Consider the following 19,958-nt stretch of genomic DNA (forward strand, 5'->3'; position numbering starts at 1 on the left):
AACCCACATGGCAGAAACATTACCGGTCGGCCTGAGATATGGGCCGACCTATCCTAAACTCATGCGCTCAACCAGCGTCTCGAGATACGGCAAGCGCGCCATTTCCTTCATGGAAACGAGCGATCCGTTCTGGCAGGTGTCGATGCGGGTGGTGGCCCTCAGCAACGCCGATCGGCAGAAGCTTGAGGCATTCATCTCGCGTTGCCGCGACGGCATGGTGACGGTTCTCTATACGCCGAAGCACGTGTGTCTGCCGCAGGCCTACTGGGGGAACCCGACCGCGCCAGCCATTCTCGATACCGGCGTGCTGTCGGCAATCGCTGGCAATCAGCTGACGGTGTCCAGTGTCACCAACGGTCTCAAGCTGACGGAGGGCGACCTCATCGGATTTAGCCAAGGCGACTACAACACCATTGTTCGTGTGGTGCAGGACACCACGGCAGCTGGCGGAGCGGTCTCCATCAAGGTCGAGCCGTTTCTGCCGTCTTACATCACCGCCGGCGCGACTGTTATCTTCAAGAATCCGGTCATGAACATGCGCTTGGTACCGGACAGCTACGACTGCCCTGATGACTTCCGCCCGACGGCGACATTCACCCTGATCGAGGTGCCGCGCTAATGGCCTTCCCAACACGACTGCAACAGCTGCTCAACGAGGGCAGGGTGAAAATCGGGTCTGGCGTCAAGTTTGAGTTTGGCACGGGCACGTATGGTTTCTTCTCTGGCAAAGGCTCGCTTGATTACAACGGCCTGACCTACAAGGGCAACTCGATCATCGAGATCAATGAAGCTGCTTATTCGCTCGGTACCACGGCCAATCCGGTAACGATGCGTCTGCCGGCGCGCTCCGACTTCGGCCTGACGCCAGACAAGCTGCTTCTGATCGAAGAGGAAGAATACAAGGGCCGTCCGGTCACGCTGTACGACTTCTATTTCGATCCGGACAATAACGCTTTCCTGCACGCTGAGCCGACGTTCTACGGCTACGTCGACACAATCGATCACCGTGAAGAGGACGGAGATGCCTGGCTTGAGGCCAACATCGAAACCGAAGCGATCGACAATTTCCGCGAAGGCTACCGGTACGCCAGCCACGAAGATCAACAGCTGGTCTCAGCAGGCGACATGTTCTTCGAGCACGCTGCGAGGCTGAAAAATGAGTTCTTCAATATCGAGTTTAGCCAGAAGTGACGGTTGGGACCGCGCTCTGGAGGATGTTGCTTCTGCGCAGGTCACCATCCTCCCAGAATGGGGAACTTCGGACTGCATGATGTCGGCTTGCGAGGCTATAAATGCCGTGGTCGGCGTCGATCCTCTGGAAGAGTTTCGCGGTCGTTACAAGACCGAAGTCGGTGCTGCCAAAAAGATGCGCGGCCTCGGCTGCAATCACGTCAAAGATCTCTTCGAAATCCATATCGGGCTCGAGCCGGTCAATCGTTTTGCTGCCCGCCGTGGTGATGTCGGCGTGATTGTTATCAACGGCGAGTTCGTCGCCGGTTTCGTTTGCAGCCTCGGCTTTGCGATCAAGCAGCCGCACGGCACGATATTTCTGCCGGTCTCCGAGATCGAGCAAGCTTACAAGGTAGGCGCATAGCCCCATGCCATTTCTAGCACCTATCGCCGCTGCGATCTCGTCGGGGATCGCAGCCATCTCCGCTTGGGCTGCAGCAAACACGATTCTTGCCGGTATCGTGCAGAGCGCGTTTGCTATCGGTCTTAAATACGCCATTAATCGGCTGTTTCCCCCGAAAACGCCAAGCACATCCGCTCAGATAGAGACCGAGTACGGTGCCAACATTCCTCGCACCGCCGTCATGGGGACATGCGGGATAACGGGCCACCACATATACCGTAATAACTACGGTGATGGTGGCCGCTTCTTTCAGGATGTTTACGTTCTCTCCAGCTTCCGCATCACTGCGGTCCCTCGGGTGAAGTACAACGGCAAATGGCGCACCATTGGTGGTGGAAACCCATTGCCTGGCGTTTGGTACGATGTTCCGAATGAGGGTTCGAGCGGTGACAACCACGACGAAGTGCGCGTAAAGTTCTATTACGGCAGGATGGATCAGCAAGCCGATCCTGATCTGATTTCTCAGTCACGACCGGCTGGACGCTGGACAGTCAATCATCGCGGTGCTGGCGTTGCGTATGCTATCGTTTATTCTCAGATGCAGAAGAAGGGTCGAGGCCTAACATCTCCTCCTAGCCTGCTTTTCGAAGTCAAGGGCGCTCCGCTCTATGATTGGCGCAAGGATAGCACCGTTGGTGGTTCCGGCGCGCACCGGTGGGCTGACCAGTCCACATGGGAATACAGCGACAACAATGCTGTTCAGACATATAATCTTGAGCGCGGTTTCTATAACGGCAATCAGTTGATGGTCGGAAAGGGAGTGCGTTTTTCTCGCCTTCCTTTATCAGAATATACGCAGGCGGCGAATATCTGTGACGAGATCGTGGACGGCTACTACCGTTACCGGTCGCACATGATTGCCAAAGACGGCCCTGGCTCCAATCATGACGCCAACCTTCAGCCGCTACTGGAAGCAATGTGTGGCTCTTGGGTAGAGCGTGTGGACGGCGAGTTTCCTATCGCCGGCGCACCGCAAGCCATCGTCGCCACCATCACGGATGATGATCTCAAGATCGGCGCTCCAAAACGGTTCACGGCGAAGCGCAAGCGTACTGAGCTCATCAACACGGTTGCAGCGTCATATGTCTCGCCAGACGACTTCTACGAGACCAAGGACGCGGCAACTCGGATCGACCAGTCTGCCCTTGCCGAAGATCGCGAAACTCTTGCCAGCACCATTCCCTACGGTGCTGTGACTTACGTCAAGCAGGTAGATCGTCTGGCTGACATCGCCATTCGTGGAGCTCGCTTTCAGGCATCGGCAGAGATCACCATCCATCCGCGTTTTCTGGACGTGGTGAAGGAAGGTCGGTGGATCACCTGGGCAAGCGCCAAGCACGGAACCGGCACGTATCAGGTAATGACGCGCACGCTTGGCCCGCACAACAGCGATGGCGTGCGTGATATCACTGTGTCATTGCAGGGCATCAGCAATGGCGTGTTTGACCCTACTGCCTATGCCACCAACCCGCCCGTCATCATCGTTGTGCCGCCGCCTGACTACTTGGCTGCGGTTCAAAATTTCACTGCTACACCCAACGTTGTCGAAGCCGAAGGCGGCGGGCTGCTTCCCGGCGTGGCTCTGCGCTGGGATGCGATCGTGGATATCAGCGTGTCCGGCGTTCTGGTCGAATACTGGCCGGTCGCCAATCCTACGCAGGTCTTCACAAAGCTTGTGTCCTCGGACATTAGCGTCGTGCAGATCGTGGAAGGCCTAACTAGCGAGACCGATTGGAAAGTTCGAACCACGCTGGTCGTGGACAATGGCAGGTCTGTTGCACCATCAGGCGTGACGAACTTCCGCACCCTTGCTGCTGGTGATGATTTCATTGCTGATCTGGAGCATCTGGGACAGGACGTCAAAGACGTCTTCAAGGTCATTTCTCAGGCCCGTAATGAGTTCATGCAGCGCATTGAGCAGATCGGGCAGGCGGTAACGCTGGAAGGCACGGTGTCTCAGGTTGAGCGCGATGTGATGCGTACCGACGTGGGAAATGCGTTTGCCGAGATATCTCAGGAGCGGACGCTGAGGGTTACCGCTGATGAGGCCGCTGCTCAACAGCTGGTGATAATTTCTGCGGGTGTTGAAACTAATGCCTCCAAGATAGTCGAAGAACAAACCGCACGTGCCAATGGTGACAGTGCGCTGGCTTCATCCATTAGTTCATTGTCTTCGACGGTTGACGGGGTGAATTCCCGTATTGCCACCGAAGAAACGACAAGGGCGACCGCCGATAGCGGCCTTGCGTCATCCATTACAGCGTTGACGACGACGGTAAATGGCAACACCGCAGCTATCGGAAGCGAAGCCACCGCGCGTGTGAATGCAGACAATGCCATATCGACCCGGGTCGATGGCGTGTCAGCCACATTCAACGGCATGTTTGCAGATGGCTTAGTTATGTTCCAAGCGGTGGCAGCACCTGCCGGCGTCTCGGTGCGGTTCTCGATCATGCTGCGTGCCAGCTTGTCTCAGTCGTTCATCGAAAGCGGCATGTACATCCAGATCAGGACTGTCAGTGGCGTCCTTAAGTCCGAGATTGGATTCCTTGCCGACAAGTTTGTGATCATCGACGGAACCGGCAGCCTGGCTGTTTTCGCTGTCGAGAACGGTAAGGTGAAAATCCCCAACCTTGAAATTGAGCAGGCTCAGATCAAAAACCTGTTCGTTAATGGAAATCAGATTGAGCCCGCTGCGGCAGGTTTTATCAAGTCACTGAAAATAGCCAGCACTTCGGGCGGGAACTACGATTTTGTTGTGAAGCACGGTCCTAACACTCTCGGAACTCATCATGAACTGCGGTTTGAAATAAAGCTTACGCTATCTCGAGGCGGTACGGGATCAACGCAAAACATCAACTGGCAGGTTTACGACCTAGAACAGGGCCCCACTACTGAAGGGGCCGTGTTCTCCGGAATATACTCGATTGCAGCGGGTCAGAGCATTCCAATTACCACGTTCGCATACAGACCACAGGCTGAATCGCAAAGTAAGGCTCAAACGACTTATCGCCTTCAAATCAGTTCGGCTCCCAACATCAGCTGGAGTGATATTCAGCTTGGCGCGATTCTGACGAAAAACGTTCCAAACGACATCTAAGGATCATCACCAACATGACCACACCCTATGTGACGGGCACGGTATCCGTGACCGCTGGCAGCGCTATTGTGACCGGTGTAGGCACGGGCTGGCTAACATCTGGCCTTGTCGCCGGGCAGTTCGGGCTTGATAGTGCCAACGGCAACCCAGTGCCGGTTCTGTCCATCGACAGCGATACGCAAATCACCCTCGCCAAACAATGGCGGGGGGCATCGGCAAGTGCTCAGGGTTACTGGATTACCTATGACGTCACGCCGGGTCAGCAGACGGTTGCCAATGCGCAGATGCTCGCATTGTATCTGTCGAGGCTGGATAAACCCGCGCTGGCTGCTTTAGCTTCGCTGGTGCCTACCGCTGAAAAGCTGCCGTACTTCGGTGCGAATGGTGCGGGTGCGCTGACTGATTTCAACGCGGCGGCGCGGGCGTTGTTGGCGGGTGGTGTGCTGCCGAATGGTCAGTTGCCCGCGAGGCTTCGGTCCACAATTCCCGGCTCTGTGATCGATGTTAATACCTTGACGGAAACAGGGTACCATTTCGCCCTGGGCGGGTCCACGAACACCCCTGGTGCTGGCAACTGGTATATACAAACAATCGCTCAGGGAGTCGGTGTCGGAAATGCTAGTGGCGTTCGTCAGAGGGCATACACAGACAACGGTCATGCGGTCTACGAACGTTATATCTGGTACAATGGCTGGCAACCTTGGAGACGCGCGGACCCACCGGAGCGTGGCAGCAATGCCAATGGCGAGTATGTGCGCTTTGCGGATGGGACGCAGATTTGCCGTGGTAACTTTGTTGGCTACACGGCTAACGTAGGTATTCTTAAGACGTCTCCAGCGTCCTTTATTTCAGCTGTTAATCCGTGTTTCGCATCCGTAACTCCTTATGGGTCTTTTGATTTTAACTACTCATGCTTTTCTGACGGGAATCAAAACTTCAACTTCATTTCAACCAGTTCTTCTCCGAACAACCGGGTTGATTGGGTAATAATCGGCAGGTGGTACTAATGAAAATCTCTCTTTCCCCACAGCGCCGCGATGACACGCTGACAGTCGAAAAGAACGGCGACCGGCTCCGCATCAACGGCGAGCTGTTCAACTTTGGCCCGCTGCCAGATGGCGCAACGATCCCGGCAGGTGTCACGCCATGTGAATTGATTGTTGGACCTGTGTCCCGCATTAATGGCGAGATCGAACTGACCCTGATCCTACCGCATGGTGCCAACCCATCGCAGGCTGTCGCCTTTCCAGTGGCGCTCGTAAGCCCACCAGACGGTATCTTGGCTCTGCCATTCGATCCAGAGCCGGAACCGCCTATCATGCCAGAACTGCCACATCAGGAGGCCGACCATGTGGACGCCTGACACATCGATCATCATCACGGCGGAGCAAAAGGCAGCAGAGCAACGCGCTGGTCTTGAAGCGATGTTCTCAAGTGCCATTCAAGCCCACCTCGACACAACCGCTCGCCAGCGCCGCTATGACAGCATCCACACGGCGATTTCATATCGGGATGATGCAAACCCTGTGTTTGCCTCAGAAGCCGCTGTGCTTTTCGCGTGGCGGTCTGCTGTGTGGACGTATTCAACTGCCGAACTGGACAAGGTGATGGCTGGTGAGCGGGATATCCCGACCATTGAAGAGTTTGTGGCAGAGCTGCCTGAAATCGTCTGGCCTTAAGTCGCAGGCGCAGCTACTACCGCTTCGCAGGCATACCGGATCTCATACTGCGGCTCAAGAATAAGCGAGGCATTGGTGGCAGTGCACTTGCGTCCGGTTGTTGCAAGCCATTCTATTGCCGCATCCTGATAGACGACTTCTGGCGTTCGCGTGTCCGCTAGACCCCACGTGAAGCCTGCGCCTGCACCCTGAACCGCAGCGCCACCTATGCTTAAGGTGATCATAAGGCGGTTCTCTGCTGGCTTATCGAAGATGCGGTAAGCTTTCCGCGTCGTTGGGCTGGCCCATGATATTGGCGTTATCCCGCTATAATTCTGCATTGCATACTGCGCACCGGCGCACCCGGTAAGCAAAAAGGCGAGCGCGGCGACGCCTACAGTCATACGGTTCATCATATTCCCCATGGCCGGCACAAGTTGCGGCCACCGGGACGTTATTTCAGCGTCATCTACTAGACAATAGATGCAACCTGTAATGCGCACAAAATAATCCAAGGAAAACCAATGCCAATCACCAAAATCTCCACACAGGGGAGGGCTTTCGTGCGCCTGCATGAGGGCAACCCACTGACCTGCTATCTCGACCCCGTCGGCGTTCCTACTATCGGTACCGGCTTTACAATGGGCAGCGATTCCGTTCGCCGCGAGCTAGCCAAGATCGGCATCACGAAGCTGGTGCCAGGCAAGACCAAGATCACGGCCGCGCAGAGCGACGCCATTCTTGATGCTGTCCTTGCTGCCGAATACGTGCCTGCCGTTGTTGCTGGCTCGCCGAGTGACCGTAAGCAGCACGAGCTCGATGCTGCGTCGTCCGTGACGTTCAATCTCGGCGTTGGCGCTATGAAATGGACGTGGGCCGATCTTTGGCGCGCAGGCAAGATCAAGGCCGCTGCGACCCACCTCGCGAGCAACTACAACACCGCCAAGGGAAAGAAGCTGCCGGGACTGGTGCGTCGCCGCAAGGAAGAGGCCTTGCTGTTCGAGAAGGGCATCTACACTGGCGTCGTCGGCGTGACCAAAGTAGCGACCGCCGAGCCGCCGGTGCTGCCGGATCCCGTCGTCAAGGAAGCGCAGGAGCTTCTTACGACAGCCGGCCTCAACCCCGGCGCGGTTGATGGCTGGATGGGCGCAAAGACCAAGTCGGCTGTGATTGCATATCAAAAGGCGCATCCGCACCTCATCGCCGACGGTATCATCGGTCCTGCCACCATTGCACAGCTTCGTCGTGACGCAGGCGCTGCCAAGGATGTGGTCACGAAGGGCGCAAGCTCTGCGGCTGGCTCTGGACTTCTTGCCTTCACCGTTGGCCTTCCGTGGGGCTGGATTGCCGCAGGCGTGCTTGTCGCGGTCGTCGGCTACGTGGCCTACCGCAACCGCGACCTCGTTATTCGCCGCTGGAACAGCTGGCGCGGCAAGGAGGTGAAGGTTTGATCCTCCTCGCAAAACTCAAGGGCTACCTAGCCACCATCGGTACAGCGCTCGCGATTGTCGCGGGCGTCTTTTTTTACGGCCAGCGGGCAGGGCGCACCGCGGCGAAGGATGCACAGGCCGCTGCGAATGCAAAGGCCATCAAGCGGGCTGGGGAAGTCGAAAATGAAGTCAAAAATCTGGATGATGCTGGCGTTGATGATGCTCTTGGCAAGTGGATGCGCGACAAGCGGTAGCTACTGCGACATCGCAAAAGCTGTGCGGCCGTCTGTTGCGGACAGCCTTTCCATCGAAACCAAACGCCAGATATTGGCCGAGAACGAAAAGCTGCAAAAGCTTTGCGGGGTGAAGCCTTGACCGGCCCAGAAATTATGGCCGTTGCGCTGTTCTTCATTGCGCTGTTCGGCTTCTTTTTCGGTCTTTGGAAATATGTCGACGCAAAGATTAGTTCGGCTAGGGCAGATGCAACCGGCACAGCTTCGGCTGCGCACGCCCTAGCAGCCCTCGCGCGCGATGAGCTTGCATCTCACCGGCTGCACGTCGCAGAGACGTATATCACAAAGGCCGGTATGCGTGAGACTACAGAGCAGATCATGGATGCCATCAGCGGCGTAAAAGCTGCCGTCGATCACATGACCGTCCGCGTTGATCGCATCGTTGAAAATCAGGCTTCCAAGCCGAGGCCGACTAGATCGTCCTAACAGTAACCCCGCTTGCCGAAAGGTGGACGGGGATTTTTTTGTTTGTGGGGTGATTTGGGGACCCCTCTCCTCGACCGGTTAAGGTCGAGGAGCTTGACTTGGGATCAACAGCGAAAGCCTCTCGGCTGTGGATCTTCGCTTGCAATCGCGTCCACTGTGACAAAACTAAGGCTGGTTGTCTACAGGTATTTTCTCAAGTCTAGATAACAAAAAACCCGGCACAATGGCCGGGTTTCTCGCAACTAACCGAAGTTAGAAGTATTAGAACGAACGCTGAAGGCGAACGAAACCGTTAACCTGGTCGTCGCGACCGTCTTCGTCGTAGTAGTTAACTGCAACCTTCGTGGAGAGGCCTTCCGTGATTTTGTAATCAACGGTTACGCCAGCCTGCCATGCGTCACGATTGGAGAAATCGTCACCGCGACGTGCTGTGCCTGTCGGAGTGAAGACAGTACCAGCAGCGTTGAGGCCGCCGAGAACGATCGTATCAGCAACGTTGCCGAAGTACTGACCGCCTGGAGTGATTGTCAGCTTGTCAGTTGCCTTGATTGCGTATTCAGCAGCAACAGCCCATTCAGAGTTTGAGTAGTAAGCGTTACCGCCGGATGCCCATACGCCAGCCAGGCCGAGTGTGCCAGGACCGATGTCAGCAGTTGCGATCAGACGAACAGCGCCGTCTTCCTGGTCGATGTCGTAGCCGCCGATCAGCTGAAGTGTTGCGCCGCCGAGCTTGGCGCCAACGCCAGCAGAGATACCAACGTTGTTGTCAGCTTCCTGTGTGAACAGACCGAATGTGCCGGCGCCTGTTGTAACTGTGCCCTGGAAATCTGCGAGCTGCGAGTTCAGGCCTTCAAGTTCGTCAACCGAAACGCCAGCCCAGAAAGAGCCTGCATCGTAGGTGTAACGAATGGAGTTGAAGAGAGCGTTTGTGGACAGAACGTCAGATTCGCCAGAGAGGCCATCATCCCACCAGTTGTAGAACTTACCGACCTTCAGGCCGCCGAGTTCGATGAACGCCTGGTCAACGAATACGGAAGAAGAAGCAGCCGAACCGTTGTCAGCATTGCCACGGAAGCCGATGAAGCCGCGCAGTGCGCCGAGTTCGGTGTCTGTGCGTGTGTCAACTTCGAACTGAGCGCGTGTGAACGAATCCCAGTCAGACGTGCCAGAAAGGTCACGGCCGAAGTTAGTCTGGAAACGAACGTAACCGCCGAACTTCAGGCAGGTTTCAGTGCCAGGGATGTAGAAAAAGCCTGTGCCAAAAGCGTCGCAAACGCGAACGTATTCGAGGGGCTCAGGTTCAGCAGCGACGATAGCGTCAGCGGCCTGTGCGCCGGATACTGCTGCGAGAGCGGCAGCGGAGCCGATCAAAAGGCTCTTGATGTTCATAATGACCTCCAGTCATGTTTCGTTACTAAAAGCGGAACAATCTAGGAGATGCCCCCCGCTTCGACTTCGGAATAGACAGAAAGTCGTCTGGATTCGCAATCTGCATTAGCCATAAATGAGGCAAGTAGGAGTAACGCGGTGTGTGTCGTGTTGCAATTTGAGCACAATTTAGTTCGGGACACTTACTGATTGGTTGATTTTGTTAGGGTTTTGTAAACGATTGGACTGTGGATAAGGGCGGGCAACTTTACCTTCGCGGCACCTCCTTGTAAGGATAATGCTCCGCACACCACCACTGAACCGGCTCCGCCTTGCTTCGGGCGAACCCAAACCCGCCCCACTTCTTGCATTCCGATATGCAGCAGTAGTGATTCTCGTGGACGCCGTCGCCGGTTTTGCTCGTTAGATCGCTCAATGGTCAGTCCTTAATGTGGCTCAGATTTTAGGTTTGCCGATAGCAGGCAAGGGAAGTGCGCCTCGCACTTTGTTGTGCCTGCGTTATCGCACCCGATCGCGAGCACACGCCGTAGGCTGACAAACTGCACCGATGCCCCGAACTTCTTGAGAAGAGACTTCCGCTCGTAGATGCCGTATCGTTCGCACCTGTGACAAGCCATGTCGATTTTCTCGCCCTTGTAGTCACGGAGGCGTGGGAGCTTTTCCTCGTTTGCCGTCTGCGGCTTTGCTTGTCTCACGGCGCGCTTCTCTCACTAACAATCTGGCGTATGTCGCCTCTAATGACGGTGTATTTGGCTAACACCTTCTTGCGCCACTCAATCAACGCTTTCTCTGGACTGTGGCACGACACCCACTCGATAAACGCGCCGGAAAGGTCTGGGTTATCGTAGCGGAGTGCGGCCAGGTTTTTGCGCTTGCTGAAAAGAATTTCCATCACCGCGCCGGTGGGTGCGTCATCCTCGTCGTCGGAAATTTCATCTGCTATATACGCGGTGTATGCGGTCAGGTCAGAATCACGGTCGACTTCGGAGACAAGGCTAGCGTTCATATCCTCGTGGAGTTTCTTCACCGGATCCAAAAAGAAACCGTCGCAGAGTCCTTGCCGCGCATACACGCCGTGATCCTCTAAGATATGCGTCCAGATTTTCATGATCGCCTCCTAACCGAACAGATCCGTGGTTTCCTGTTGAGGCTCCTCCACCGGCAACAGAATCAGTTTCTCCGCCGGCAATGGTCGCTGTAGTGCCTTGGCCTCTTCCCACGGAGCATTCATCCAGACATCGACCTCTTCTGCGGTGGTGAGCACGACCGGCATGGCCTTGGGGTGGATCGGCTTTACCACGTCGTTCGGGTCGGTCGTCAGGAACGCAAACAACTCGTGTTGTCCGTCGCGTGGGTTTTTCATGGATCCTCGCACGCCGTGCCAATCTGTCCAGACGCCAGCAAAGAATGCGAGGGGCTCGCCGTTATCGATGGCAAACCATCGCTTCGTCTTGCGTGGCTTTGTATCTTCCCACTCGCAGAACCGGGTCCACGGGACGACACATCGGTTTTCGACTTTCAGCCACTTGCGCCAATGAGGCGACGCGACATTGCGGATATTGGTGACGCCGGTGTCTGGCTTATCGCCAAGAATGTTGGGTGGCGTAGGCATGCCCCAGGTCAGTTCAGTCAACTCGCGCGCACCATCTTTGTTGCGGACGACAGGCGCACCCCTATCAGGGTAAACCTCGATATCGGGCTGAAGATTCAAGCGCTCCTGCATCGAGCCAGCGATGTCGCGTATGGCCTCTTGGTTGGTCTTGACTTGGTACAGATTGCACATGCGTCACCTCGGCATCTTCGCGACAGTGATTTTCACTTCGCCTCTTTTGCGGCACTTCTGACAACGCATCTGCGATCCGAGTTGATCCAGAGACTTGTCTTTATCGACATTCCTCATCCGCCATTGAGGTATGTTGGATACATGGCCGCAGAACCTGCATTTGACGACAACGACCTCCCAAGCCCTCAGTTCTGATACTTTTCTGCTCGATGCTGGTTTTGCCAACTGCTCAATCGGGTTCGCCCGCTTGTAGTAAGAGATGCCACAACGATCGGAAAACCCGACCATCGTCTTTTCGCATTTGAGCACGCTTTGCGAGATATGATGCAGCAACGTTGGCATTGGCAAATCGCCGAACTCCAACATGAGCTCTGCGACGTTTAGAAATTTCAGCGTTTGGCACCTCTCACAGACTACGCCGACGGGTTCGCCTCCATAGTCCGAGAGAAGCATGGCTCCCTCAGACGGCATCGCGCTCCTCGCTTGGAACCCACCCCCGCGTATAACCCTTGCCCATTGCGAGCGTCGCCATAGCAAGTTGGCCGCGCAGGTGCTGGATGTCGTCCAGCAGTGTTTTTATCGCTTCCCGCTCATTGCCGTCGTGCCATGCCAACACGTGGTCGACAGGATCTGCTTCTGGTGTTTCAAACTGTGGGCGCAATTTCATCTCCATCGATCCTGCGAATTCCCCATCCACCCGGTGGCGTCTTGGTCATAAACTTTCGCGCGCGCTCATTAAGCTTTGCGAGTGCCATGACTTTGGCGTCGTCTTCTGTTCGTGCTTGAACGGTAACGATCCAGCGTCCGGACTGAAATCTGTAGCTCTGCGGCTTCACGACGTGAGTGCATGCAACCGCGAACATACGGCGCGCTTTATGGCGGTCTCGCGCAGTGAATTCATTTTGCGTTTCCCACCATTCATCAAACTTTTTGTTGATCTCTCTTCTCTGCATGTTCTTATTATGTTCCGGTCAGAGAAAGAGTCAATCGGGATTCTTCAAAATCCAAAATCCTTGACAAATTTGTAAAAGCGGTATAGCTTCATATTTGGCCTCACCAGCCTGCCTTACCAAGGCATCACCACCACGAGGGACTACATGCCACTACCCACCGAAGAACTACGCCGAAGAGCCGACGCCTACCGCGAGCACGGCACACTGATCAAAGCAGCTGCTGCCCTTGGTATTGGCAAGTCTGCGCTGCACGACAGCATCAAACGCGCAGCCGAAGCTGGCCTTCTTGGCACTGAACCAGTGCTGCCAGGATTCCGCATCAGCCGCATCAGCAACACCCCGAGCGGCACGTTTATTCAGCAAGCGCCGGAGCGCGGTGATCGTTTTCAAGTGCCAACTGGCCACGTCGTCAAAGGCGTGTCTGCCCTCGTCGATGCTGAGGGGCGCGTTATCCAGCAGTGGCAGAAAACGGCGGTGGAGTATTCCCCAGTAGATATCGCCGCCATCCTGAAGGGAGCGTTCACTGACGTCGCCCCTGCCGAACCTATTACCGCGCCGGCGCAGGTCTATGATGACCTGCTGACACTGACGCCACTCGCGGACTGGCACATCGGCCTTTTCTCATGGCATCGCGAGACTGATACGAACTGGGATTTGAAGATCGCGGAGAGCGTCATTGGCTCGGCGATTGAGGATCTAATCGCCCGCACGCCACCTTCAGCAAACGCGATTGTGTTGGGCGGTGGAGACCTCCTCCACTCGGATAATAACGAAAACAAGACCGCGCGCTCAGGCAATGCGCTGCAGGTCGATGGCAGGTATCAGAAGGTGTTGATGACCGCCTGTCGTTTGGTCGTGCGTGCAATCGACGCCAGCCTTCGCCGCCACGGGCAGGTGACGGTTCGTATCCTTCCTGGCAACCACGATGAGCATGCATCTGTCGCTGTCGCGTACTTTTTGCTTGCCTGGTATCGCAACGAGCCCCGCGTAACAGTCGACGTCGATCCTTCGCTGTTCTTCTGGTTCCGGTTCGGCAAAGTCATGATCGGCGCTACGCACGGTCATACGGTCAAGCTTAAGGACATGGCCAGCATCATGGCGCATCGCCGCGCCGAGGACTGGGGTGCTACTCGTCACCGATTCATTCATGGCTTCCATATCCACCACTCGAGCAAGTTTGCGTCTGAGGGTGGCGGGGTCATCTCGGAATCGCACCAGACACCAACGCCTCAGGATGCGTGGCATTTCGGCTCTGGCTTCCTGTCTGGCCGGTCGATGCAGTCGATCAGTTACCACAAGGAATATGGGGAAGTGTCGCGCGTTCGCGTGGCGATGATGGATGCTGCCAATGACAACGAACCAATGAAGGTGGCGGCGTGAAAAAAGGGTGGCGGGGGGAATGGGATTCGAACCCATGGTACCCTTAGAGGTACACCTGATTATCAGTCAGGCGCCTTAAGCCACTCGGCCACCCCCGTTTGTGCTGGAGATTTGGTGAGTTCCCTAGTTTCTTTCAAGACCGCTAATAGAAGAAAAACACCAACCCACCCCGCCAGTCACCAACTGGCGGTCAACCACCACACCAATGAGGAGATAAGAATGACTCAAATGTACGACCCGCCAGGCGGATGGCGACATGGCTTTCCGAAGCAATACAAGCCTTTTGCCGGTGAGACGCTGGAGGACACGCTTGTCCGCGACGGCTACCCCGAAAAGGACGCTGGCCTTGGTGCCAAGCATTGCAGATTCTGGGATCAGAAGGAGGCCGCGTGATGCTGACGCGAAAAGAACAAGCCGCACCGGCAGAGCTGGTTATACCGTTTTCTCAGAAACAGTATAACTCCGACCTCACCACTACCACCTTCGGACCGCTCGAAAAGTATGTGGCTGCGAATGACAACCGCGAAGGCCAGTGGATTCCCGACTGCAATAACCCCGCTTCGCGCGGCGTGTTTGTGCCAGCCGAACCGCCCCGCACCGGCGACTTCATGCAGACATACACCGGCCGCCAATACTGGCCTTGCGACCCAAGACCGCACGAAGTTTTCATCGAAGACATTGCGCATTCGCTTAGCCTGCAATGCCGATATGCAGGCCACTGCCTGCGCTTCTATTCGGTCGCTGAACATTCCGTCCTCATCGCTCGCAGCCTTGCCGCAATCCACGCGCCGGAAGTGGCGCTGGCTGGCCTTCTGCACGATGCGCCAGAAGCGTACTGCGTGGACATTCCCCGCCCGTTGAAGCCCTACCTGACGAACTACAAGGACATCGAACAGAAGAACTGGCTAGCGATCGCGGCACGGTTTCAGATTGACCGCGAGCTGCCCGACGAAGTGCATGACTCGGACAATCGCATCATTGCCGACGAGCTCGTCAATCTGGTGCCGATGCCTTGGCATGCGCGACACAATAACCCGCTGGGCGTTCGGTTGCGGTACTGGTCGCCGGAGAAGGCGGAACGAGAATTCATGGCGACGTTCGATGCCCTGATGGCGGGGAGGGCTGCATGATGGGGACTGTAGAGATAAGGCTTGTCGACGATCACAGGCCGAAGACGGTTGAGGATCTCGTCGAATATCTTCGCACCATGGCCTGCGTGCATCCTGAGAAAGGCACGCGCCAGCTTCCGACAAAGACCGATGATGCTGTTTTCGATATGGCGGCAGACACTATTGAACGATTGCAGGAAGCGCTGACGCCATTCGCAAAGGCGGGAGAAATCAAGCTTTGTGGCGAATGGCGGGATGACGAGCGGTTTGCTCAGACAGATGTAGGGTTTCATCTGAACTTCGGCCATCTGCGTCGTGCGGCGCAAGTATTGAAGGAGGCGGCATAGATGAAGCGCTTAGTTGTCCACCCAGAAGGCTGGCCTTGCAGTTACGCAGAGTGCCGACCGGGACTATTCCTGCACGACGATATGATCGGCCTCAAGTCTGAGTACGGAGGAGAGGGATACTGTGACAGCGGTGAGGCCTTCGTGAAGGTCGATGGGGACGTCCAGCCCGTCACTTACGTCTGGGAGGTTTACGAGGAATGAACATCCGCCCAGGAGACGAAGTCATCTGCATCGACGACACCACCCTTCCAGAGCAATACCTCGGCATTCGTGCCGGGGAGGTGTACCGAGCAACGTGGGTGGGCATGTGCCGCACGTATCTCGGCGGCGACTATGCTGGCATCAGGCTGGCTGGCGTGAACAGGGGAGTGTGCCCGCAATTCGGCGAAGAGGATCCACCATTTGCGGCGCGGCGGTTCAGGCCGGTTGTGAAGCCGACGGTGGAGGAAGAGAAAAAGGTTGAGGAGACGGTATGAGCAATATTCTGGATAAGCTTGACGAACTCGTTGAGAAGAACCGCGCCGCCTACGCTTCGGCACTGGAGGATTTTCGCGCAAACTTCACGCTCGGCGAAACCATCACATCCAAAGACACCGGCTGCCTCGCAGCCGTACCGGCGAATGATAACGTTCCTGTCGAGCTGTGCGCACTAGGCGCAGCGATAGGGAAGGGCAGCACAGCTATGCTGCCACCCGTCATTGCGCTCACCGGCCTTGCTGGCAGCGGCAAGTCCACGGCCAGCAAGTATCTTGTCGAAAAGCACGGCTATCAGCTGGTGAAGTTCGCAGGCCCACTTAAGGATATGCTGCGGGCGATTGGCCTTAGCGAGGCGCAGATTGAAGGGGAGCTAAAGGAGGAGCCATGCGAGTGGCTTCAGGGCGCAACGCCGCGTCACGCTATGCAGACCTTGGGAACACAATGGGGTCGCGCATGCATCGGGCCGTCCTTCTGGATTGGGCTATGGGTACGCCGGGTCAACCTCATCATTGCCGCAGGCGGCCGCGTCGTCGTCGATGATTGCCGGTTCCCGAATGAGGCCGACGACGTGCGCAAGCTTGGCGGTGTGGTCTGGAAGATTGTCGGACGCGGCGGTATTGCCGGCAGCCACGTGAGCGAGGCCGGGTGTGGGGAGGCTGATATGGTTATACAAAATACTGGAAGTGTTGACCATTTGTGTCGAGCGATATTTGACGCGTTGAGCAGGAATTTGAGGTTGGCGGCGTAATGCACATCCCCGAGCACCTACCAGAGTGGGTTAAGGCCGGTGCAAAATTCAAACTCCATGGGCGCCTGTATCACGTTCATGGAGTTGTCGCTGGCGTCGCAGTTTTGAAAGAATGGTGGCGTACAAAGAAGAGGTGGAATTATACGGCGGAAGAGGCTGTGCATTTCTGGGTAGCCGAGGAATACATCACCAATATTTGGAGGATGCGGCATGAGCGCGATTGATGATTTCATGAAGACCTTTCCCGAAGACATACAAGAAAAAGCCTGGGCGGAGGCAAATGGCTCCAGTGGCTATCTGGATTCCTCGGAGGGTGCATTGGCTATCGCCCGAGCCGTCCATGCCGAGCGCAATCGATGCGCCGAAGTTGCCTTCCGATATATGCAGGACATCATTGATTGCTCGCCAAATGATGACGAAGCAGAGAAGATAAGGTTGGCGATCCTCGACCCAAACTGGATGCTTCCAACCTAAAAAACCAAAACCCCGACACTAACCACGGCGGGGTTTTTCATTTGCAAAAGCAGAAAATCAGTCTATTTTTCATCTAGACAATGTCGGGCTAACGTATTGATGTTGATTTGAAGTCTAGACGAAATTGAAATTGCTACACTAGTAGAAAACACACAGTAAAATGCGGATTGAAAATCCGCGTGTCGGTGGTTCAAATCCGCCTTCGGGCACCATTTTCCTTCAATGAAATCATGGTGTTGTGGCAATATTGCTTTTTGCTGTTTGAACGATGAATGCGCTTGGGTGCCATTCTGAGTGCCAAGTGCTTGGGTGGGCACAACAAGGCCACCGAGGTCACCAATAACCATTTTGAGGTGATTGGTGGAGATATGGACATAAGGGTTGGACCATCAAACAAATGGAGCATCACCCCGCAACAAGCCGATAATATGGTAGAGGGTGTAGGACAGGCGGCCTACGCATTTGGTGACAAAGGCCAAGCTCCGATTGGCGATGGTAATCTTCATCTCGTCGTTCAAAAAAATAAGAGCCAGAAGATTGGCGACACCCATATGGAAGATGTTGGGCGTTTAAAGCGCATCGACGTAGGTGACGAGTACAGTCTGAGAGCTGTTAACGAGGTTATCATCGAAGCCGGCAAAAAGCTTGTTCTGAATTGCGGTAAAAGTAGAATTGTTCTGAATTCTGATGGAACAATTACGATTAGTGGAAAAGAATAATAGGCTCAGCGGACGATGTATTCGATATTCTAGGGGATATTGTCAAAATAAAATGATGCAATTTTATTTCATCGGAGAGGCTTTCCAATAATGCAGTTTCTGTTTCGTATTATCGTTTTGATCGCGGTGCTGATCGTTTCAGGTTGTAGTGATGAAAAAAAAGACGATGCTTTAAATGATTTTAGCCAGGAAGGCCGCGCTATCATGGAAAACGAAAACTTGAACGAAGAACAGAAGGCAAGGTTCAAGCTCGTAGAGATTGATTATGCAAAAGCACCACCAGAGATGCGGGCTATTGCACATAAGATTTTCCTAGGTCAAACCCCAACCCAGCTTGAGCTAAAGGCGCTTGGAGACAATATCAATAAATCCTTCCCGGATAGAAAGCCAAATGGATTATATCGATATGGTCGCACGCTGCTTATTACAGCGGTTGAAAGCCATAACCTAGCAGCTGTGGATGCTCTTCTTCAAGCGGGCGCTGACCCCTATATCTCCATTGATCCTGGCCATGAATCAGAACAGGTCAGGGCCTGGAATTTTATATACAAAGCCATGACTCAGGAAGGGGCGCAGCTACCTGCACCTAACGACGCTTATTTCGACAAGACCTATGCCAACCAACTTCTCAAGATTTACTTAAAAAATGGATTAGACCCTAACTATAGATGGCCAGACGCCGACTCTTTGTTAGAGCTAACCATAGGGGATAATTTTGAGGGGTTCAAAATTTTGCTAATTGCGGGTGCGGACCCGTGGAAATTGGGTACTCACGACACGCCGATAGCCGTTAGGTGCGTGACATTGATCAGAAACGCAAGATGTATCCAGTATCTCGCGGAGAAGGGATATTACGACAAAATCCCTTTCGTCTATATGGAGGATATGATTTCCGCAGCAACCAATGAATTAGAAGCAGGGTCTCGAACCGACCCGGACGAAATCGGTAGTTCCTATGATGAATATGGCAGATATGCCGATGCAATGAGGCTGCTGTTGGAGCGCTCTCATTACGCGCTTCCTAAAGATTCAAAACTCTATCGTCTGCTTTACATTGATCAAAGCCTCTATCGGCAGAAAAAACCGGAGAAGCCAAATGGCAACTGATGCCCCCAATGGCGAGGAGGTTGTAGAACTCGAAACGATTGTCGTAAAGGGCAAGCAGCGCAACACGACCACGGTCAGTGGCAATACTAGGACGCGGACTCATTATATGAAGCGATCCATATTCTTACCGCTGCAAGCTTGAGTGCTGCGAGGTAGTTTTCTGCGCGTCGATCGTATCGTGTGGCCAGGCCGCGCATCTGTTTGATGCGGTTGAAGAAACGCTCCACGAGATTGCGCTGGCGGTATACCCATCGGCTGAAGCTGAAGGTCTGTTTTCGATTGGCCTTTGCGGGGATATTCGCCCAACATTTTCGTTGCTTGACGAAGTTCCTTATAGCGTCTGTGTCGTAAGCCTTGTCGGCGAGTAGGGTTGCTCCAGGCTTCACGTCGCTCAGCAGCTTTTCGGCCATGGGTGCATCGGCGGCCTGACCGGCGGTAAGCACCAGTCGGATCGGTCGGCCATCGGCATCAACAAGCGCGTGGATTTTGGTTGTCAGGCCGCCACGCGAACGTCCCATGCAAGGATCGGCAGTGCCCCCTTTTTAGCGTTGGCACCATGCTGGTGAACGCGAACGCAGGAGGAATCTATCATCACGATGTCTCCATCGTAACGCTTTGAAACCGCATCAAGAAGGCGGTCCCAGACGCCAGCCTTGCGCCAACGCGAGAACCGATTGTAAAGCGTCGTGCGCGGGCCATAGCGTTCCGGTACATCTCGCCAGGACGAACCCGTTCTGAAACGCCACAAGATGCCGTTGATCACTCGACGATCGTCAACGCGTTTAATTCCACGGCTGTTGTTCGGCAAAAGCGGCTCGATGACCGCCCATTCCTCGTCGCTTAATTCGTGACGGCGCATACCAATCTCCTTCCAAAGAGATTGAATCACACAACATCAACAAGATGAACCCCGTTTATGGGGACGCGGCCTA

Annotated in this window: 27 protein-coding genes; 20 read left to right on the forward strand and 7 right to left on the reverse strand. The window is 55.0% G+C overall.

Annotated features, from left to right (window positions below):
• Positions 1 to 7 precede the first annotated feature (7 nt).
• The 7 genes from CPJ18_RS02600 to CPJ18_RS02630 are packed head-to-tail and all read left to right on the forward strand — an operon-like array spanning position 8 to position 6,412.
• Positions 8 to 619, forward strand: a complete 612-nt coding sequence (locus tag CPJ18_RS02600; protein WP_103656869.1) for a hypothetical protein — start codon at positions 8 to 10, stop codon at positions 617 to 619.
• Positions 619 to 1,191, forward strand: a complete 573-nt coding sequence (locus CPJ18_RS02605; protein WP_103656870.1) for a hypothetical protein — start codon at positions 619 to 621, stop codon at positions 1,189 to 1,191. The genes CPJ18_RS02600 and CPJ18_RS02605 overlap by 1 nt, the downstream gene beginning before the upstream one ends.
• Positions 1,157 to 1,594: a DUF6950 family protein gene (locus CPJ18_RS02610; RefSeq protein ID WP_103656871.1), complete on the forward strand. Its 438-nt coding sequence runs from the start codon at positions 1,157 to 1,159 to the stop codon at positions 1,592 to 1,594. Before CPJ18_RS02605 ends, CPJ18_RS02610 begins: the two co-directional genes overlap by 35 nt.
• Before the next feature lie 4 nt (positions 1,595 to 1,598).
• Positions 1,599 to 4,733, forward strand: coding sequence for a phage tail tip fiber protein (locus tag CPJ18_RS26535; protein WP_146258641.1), 3,135 nt, complete (start codon positions 1,599 to 1,601; stop codon positions 4,731 to 4,733).
• Positions 4,734 to 4,747: 14 nt separating this feature from the next.
• The gene (locus tag CPJ18_RS02620) at positions 4,748 to 5,740 is read left to right on the forward strand and encodes a pyocin knob domain-containing protein (protein ID WP_103656872.1); all 993 of its coding nucleotides are present in this window, start codon (positions 4,748 to 4,750) and stop codon (positions 5,738 to 5,740) included.
• Positions 5,740 to 6,096: a hypothetical protein gene (locus CPJ18_RS02625; protein WP_103656873.1), complete on the forward strand. Its 357-nt coding sequence runs from the start codon at positions 5,740 to 5,742 to the stop codon at positions 6,094 to 6,096. Before CPJ18_RS02620 ends, CPJ18_RS02625 begins: the two co-directional genes overlap by 1 nt.
• The gene (locus CPJ18_RS02630) at positions 6,083 to 6,412 is read left to right on the forward strand and encodes a hypothetical protein (RefSeq protein ID WP_103656874.1); all 330 of its coding nucleotides are present in this window, start codon (positions 6,083 to 6,085) and stop codon (positions 6,410 to 6,412) included. The genes CPJ18_RS02625 and CPJ18_RS02630 overlap by 14 nt, the downstream gene beginning before the upstream one ends.
• Here the strand turns inward: CPJ18_RS02630 and CPJ18_RS02635 are convergent.
• Positions 6,409 to 6,804 (reverse strand): hypothetical protein, encoded by a 396-nt coding sequence (locus CPJ18_RS02635; protein ID WP_146258642.1) that lies wholly within the window; start codon positions 6,802 to 6,804, stop codon positions 6,409 to 6,411. The two genes, CPJ18_RS02630 and CPJ18_RS02635, sit on opposite strands and share 4 nt — an antisense overlap.
• 111 nt (positions 6,805 to 6,915) lie before the next feature.
• On the opposite strand from CPJ18_RS02635, the gene CPJ18_RS02640 reads away from it, so the two are divergent.
• The 3 genes from CPJ18_RS02640 to CPJ18_RS02655 all read left to right on the forward strand — a co-directional run bounded on the left by CPJ18_RS02640 (position 6,916) and on the right by CPJ18_RS02655 (position 8,540).
• Positions 6,916 to 7,842: a glycoside hydrolase family protein gene (locus CPJ18_RS02640; protein ID WP_103656876.1), complete on the forward strand. Its 927-nt coding sequence runs from the start codon at positions 6,916 to 6,918 to the stop codon at positions 7,840 to 7,842.
• On the forward strand, positions 7,839 to 8,075 hold the full coding sequence (locus CPJ18_RS02645) for a hypothetical protein (RefSeq protein WP_245445288.1): 237 nt from the start codon (positions 7,839 to 7,841) through the stop codon (positions 8,073 to 8,075). The genes CPJ18_RS02640 and CPJ18_RS02645 overlap by 4 nt, the downstream gene beginning before the upstream one ends.
• Before the next feature lie 117 nt (positions 8,076 to 8,192).
• Entirely contained in the window at positions 8,193 to 8,540 is a 348-nt protein-coding gene (locus CPJ18_RS02655; protein WP_103586883.1) for a hypothetical protein, read from the forward strand.
• A gap of 261 nt (positions 8,541 to 8,801) precedes the next feature.
• On the opposite strand, the gene CPJ18_RS02660 is transcribed toward CPJ18_RS02655, so the two are convergent.
• The 5 genes from CPJ18_RS02660 to CPJ18_RS02685 all read right to left on the reverse strand — a co-directional run bounded on the left by CPJ18_RS02660 (position 8,802) and on the right by CPJ18_RS02685 (position 12,379).
• Positions 8,802 to 9,929 (reverse strand): porin, encoded by a 1,128-nt coding sequence (locus tag CPJ18_RS02660; RefSeq protein ID WP_103656877.1) that lies wholly within the window; start codon positions 9,927 to 9,929, stop codon positions 8,802 to 8,804.
• A 691-nt stretch (positions 9,930 to 10,620) separates the two neighbouring features.
• Positions 10,621 to 11,037 carry a hypothetical protein gene (locus tag CPJ18_RS02670; RefSeq protein WP_103656879.1) on the reverse strand — a complete coding sequence of 139 codons (417 nt, stop codon included), beginning with the start codon at positions 11,035 to 11,037 and terminating at the stop codon, positions 10,621 to 10,623.
• 9 nt (positions 11,038 to 11,046) lie between these two features.
• On the reverse strand, positions 11,047 to 11,712 hold the full coding sequence (locus CPJ18_RS02675; protein ID WP_103656880.1) for an SOS response-associated peptidase: 666 nt from the start codon (positions 11,710 to 11,712) through the stop codon (positions 11,047 to 11,049).
• A gap of 3 nt (positions 11,713 to 11,715) precedes the next feature.
• Positions 11,716 to 12,165, reverse strand: a complete 450-nt coding sequence (locus CPJ18_RS02680) for a hypothetical protein (protein WP_245445289.1) — start codon at positions 12,163 to 12,165, stop codon at positions 11,716 to 11,718.
• Between the two features lie 7 nt (positions 12,166 to 12,172).
• On the reverse strand, positions 12,173 to 12,379 hold the full coding sequence (locus CPJ18_RS02685) for a dehydrogenase (RefSeq protein WP_103656882.1): 207 nt from the start codon (positions 12,377 to 12,379) through the stop codon (positions 12,173 to 12,175).
• Positions 12,380 to 12,809: 430 nt separating this feature from the next.
• On the opposite strand from CPJ18_RS02685, the gene CPJ18_RS02695 reads away from it, so the two are divergent.
• The 10 genes from CPJ18_RS02695 (at position 12,810) to CPJ18_RS02745 (ending at position 19,026) form a co-directional block, all read left to right on the forward strand.
• Positions 12,810 to 14,045, forward strand: a complete 1,236-nt coding sequence (locus tag CPJ18_RS02695; RefSeq protein ID WP_245445291.1) for a metallophosphoesterase family protein — start codon at positions 12,810 to 12,812, stop codon at positions 14,043 to 14,045.
• Positions 14,046 to 14,264: 219 nt separating this feature from the next.
• Positions 14,265 to 14,438 (forward strand): hypothetical protein, encoded by a 174-nt coding sequence (locus tag CPJ18_RS26740; RefSeq protein ID WP_167397814.1) that lies wholly within the window; start codon positions 14,265 to 14,267, stop codon positions 14,436 to 14,438.
• On the forward strand, positions 14,438 to 15,175 hold the full coding sequence (locus CPJ18_RS02705; protein WP_245445293.1) for an HD domain-containing protein: 738 nt from the start codon (positions 14,438 to 14,440) through the stop codon (positions 15,173 to 15,175). Before CPJ18_RS26740 ends, CPJ18_RS02705 begins: the two co-directional genes overlap by 1 nt.
• A complete protein-coding gene (locus CPJ18_RS02710; RefSeq protein WP_146258643.1) occupies positions 15,172 to 15,501 on the forward strand; it encodes a hypothetical protein in 330 nt (109 codons plus the stop codon). The genes CPJ18_RS02705 and CPJ18_RS02710 overlap by 4 nt, the downstream gene beginning before the upstream one ends.
• Positions 15,502 to 15,702 carry a hypothetical protein gene (locus CPJ18_RS02715; protein ID WP_103656885.1) on the forward strand — a complete coding sequence of 67 codons (201 nt, stop codon included), beginning with the start codon at positions 15,502 to 15,504 and terminating at the stop codon, positions 15,700 to 15,702.
• Positions 15,699 to 15,977, forward strand: a complete 279-nt coding sequence (locus tag CPJ18_RS02720) for a hypothetical protein (protein ID WP_103656886.1) — start codon at positions 15,699 to 15,701, stop codon at positions 15,975 to 15,977. Before CPJ18_RS02715 ends, CPJ18_RS02720 begins: the two co-directional genes overlap by 4 nt.
• Positions 15,974 to 16,726 (forward strand): deoxynucleotide monophosphate kinase family protein, encoded by a 753-nt coding sequence (locus CPJ18_RS02725; protein ID WP_167397815.1) that lies wholly within the window; start codon positions 15,974 to 15,976, stop codon positions 16,724 to 16,726. Before CPJ18_RS02720 ends, CPJ18_RS02725 begins: the two co-directional genes overlap by 4 nt.
• Positions 16,727 to 16,936: 210 nt before the next feature.
• A complete protein-coding gene (locus CPJ18_RS02735) occupies positions 16,937 to 17,200 on the forward strand; it encodes a hypothetical protein (RefSeq protein WP_103656888.1) in 264 nt (87 codons plus the stop codon).
• A gap of 278 nt (positions 17,201 to 17,478) precedes the next feature.
• On the forward strand, positions 17,479 to 17,919 hold the full coding sequence (locus CPJ18_RS02740; protein ID WP_188348526.1) for a hypothetical protein: 441 nt from the start codon (positions 17,479 to 17,481) through the stop codon (positions 17,917 to 17,919).
• 90 nt (positions 17,920 to 18,009) lie between these two features.
• Positions 18,010 to 19,026 carry an ankyrin repeat domain-containing protein gene (locus CPJ18_RS02745; RefSeq protein WP_103656889.1) on the forward strand — a complete coding sequence of 339 codons (1,017 nt, stop codon included), beginning with the start codon at positions 18,010 to 18,012 and terminating at the stop codon, positions 19,024 to 19,026.
• Positions 19,027 to 19,112: 86 nt separating this feature from the next.
• Here the strand turns inward: CPJ18_RS02745 and CPJ18_RS02750 are convergent.
• A protein-coding gene (locus CPJ18_RS02750) for an IS5 family transposase (protein WP_413786034.1) occupies positions 19,113 to 19,885 on the reverse strand; the annotation gives its coding sequence in 2 pieces (ribosomal slippage) (positions 19,113 to 19,549 and positions 19,549 to 19,885; 774 coding nt in all).
• Positions 19,886 to 19,958: the final 73 nt, after the last annotated feature.

Origin of the sequence: Agrobacterium rosae (assembly GCF_002915175.1) — a bacterium.
Classification (GTDB): domain Bacteria; phylum Pseudomonadota; class Alphaproteobacteria; order Rhizobiales; family Rhizobiaceae; genus Agrobacterium; species Agrobacterium rosae.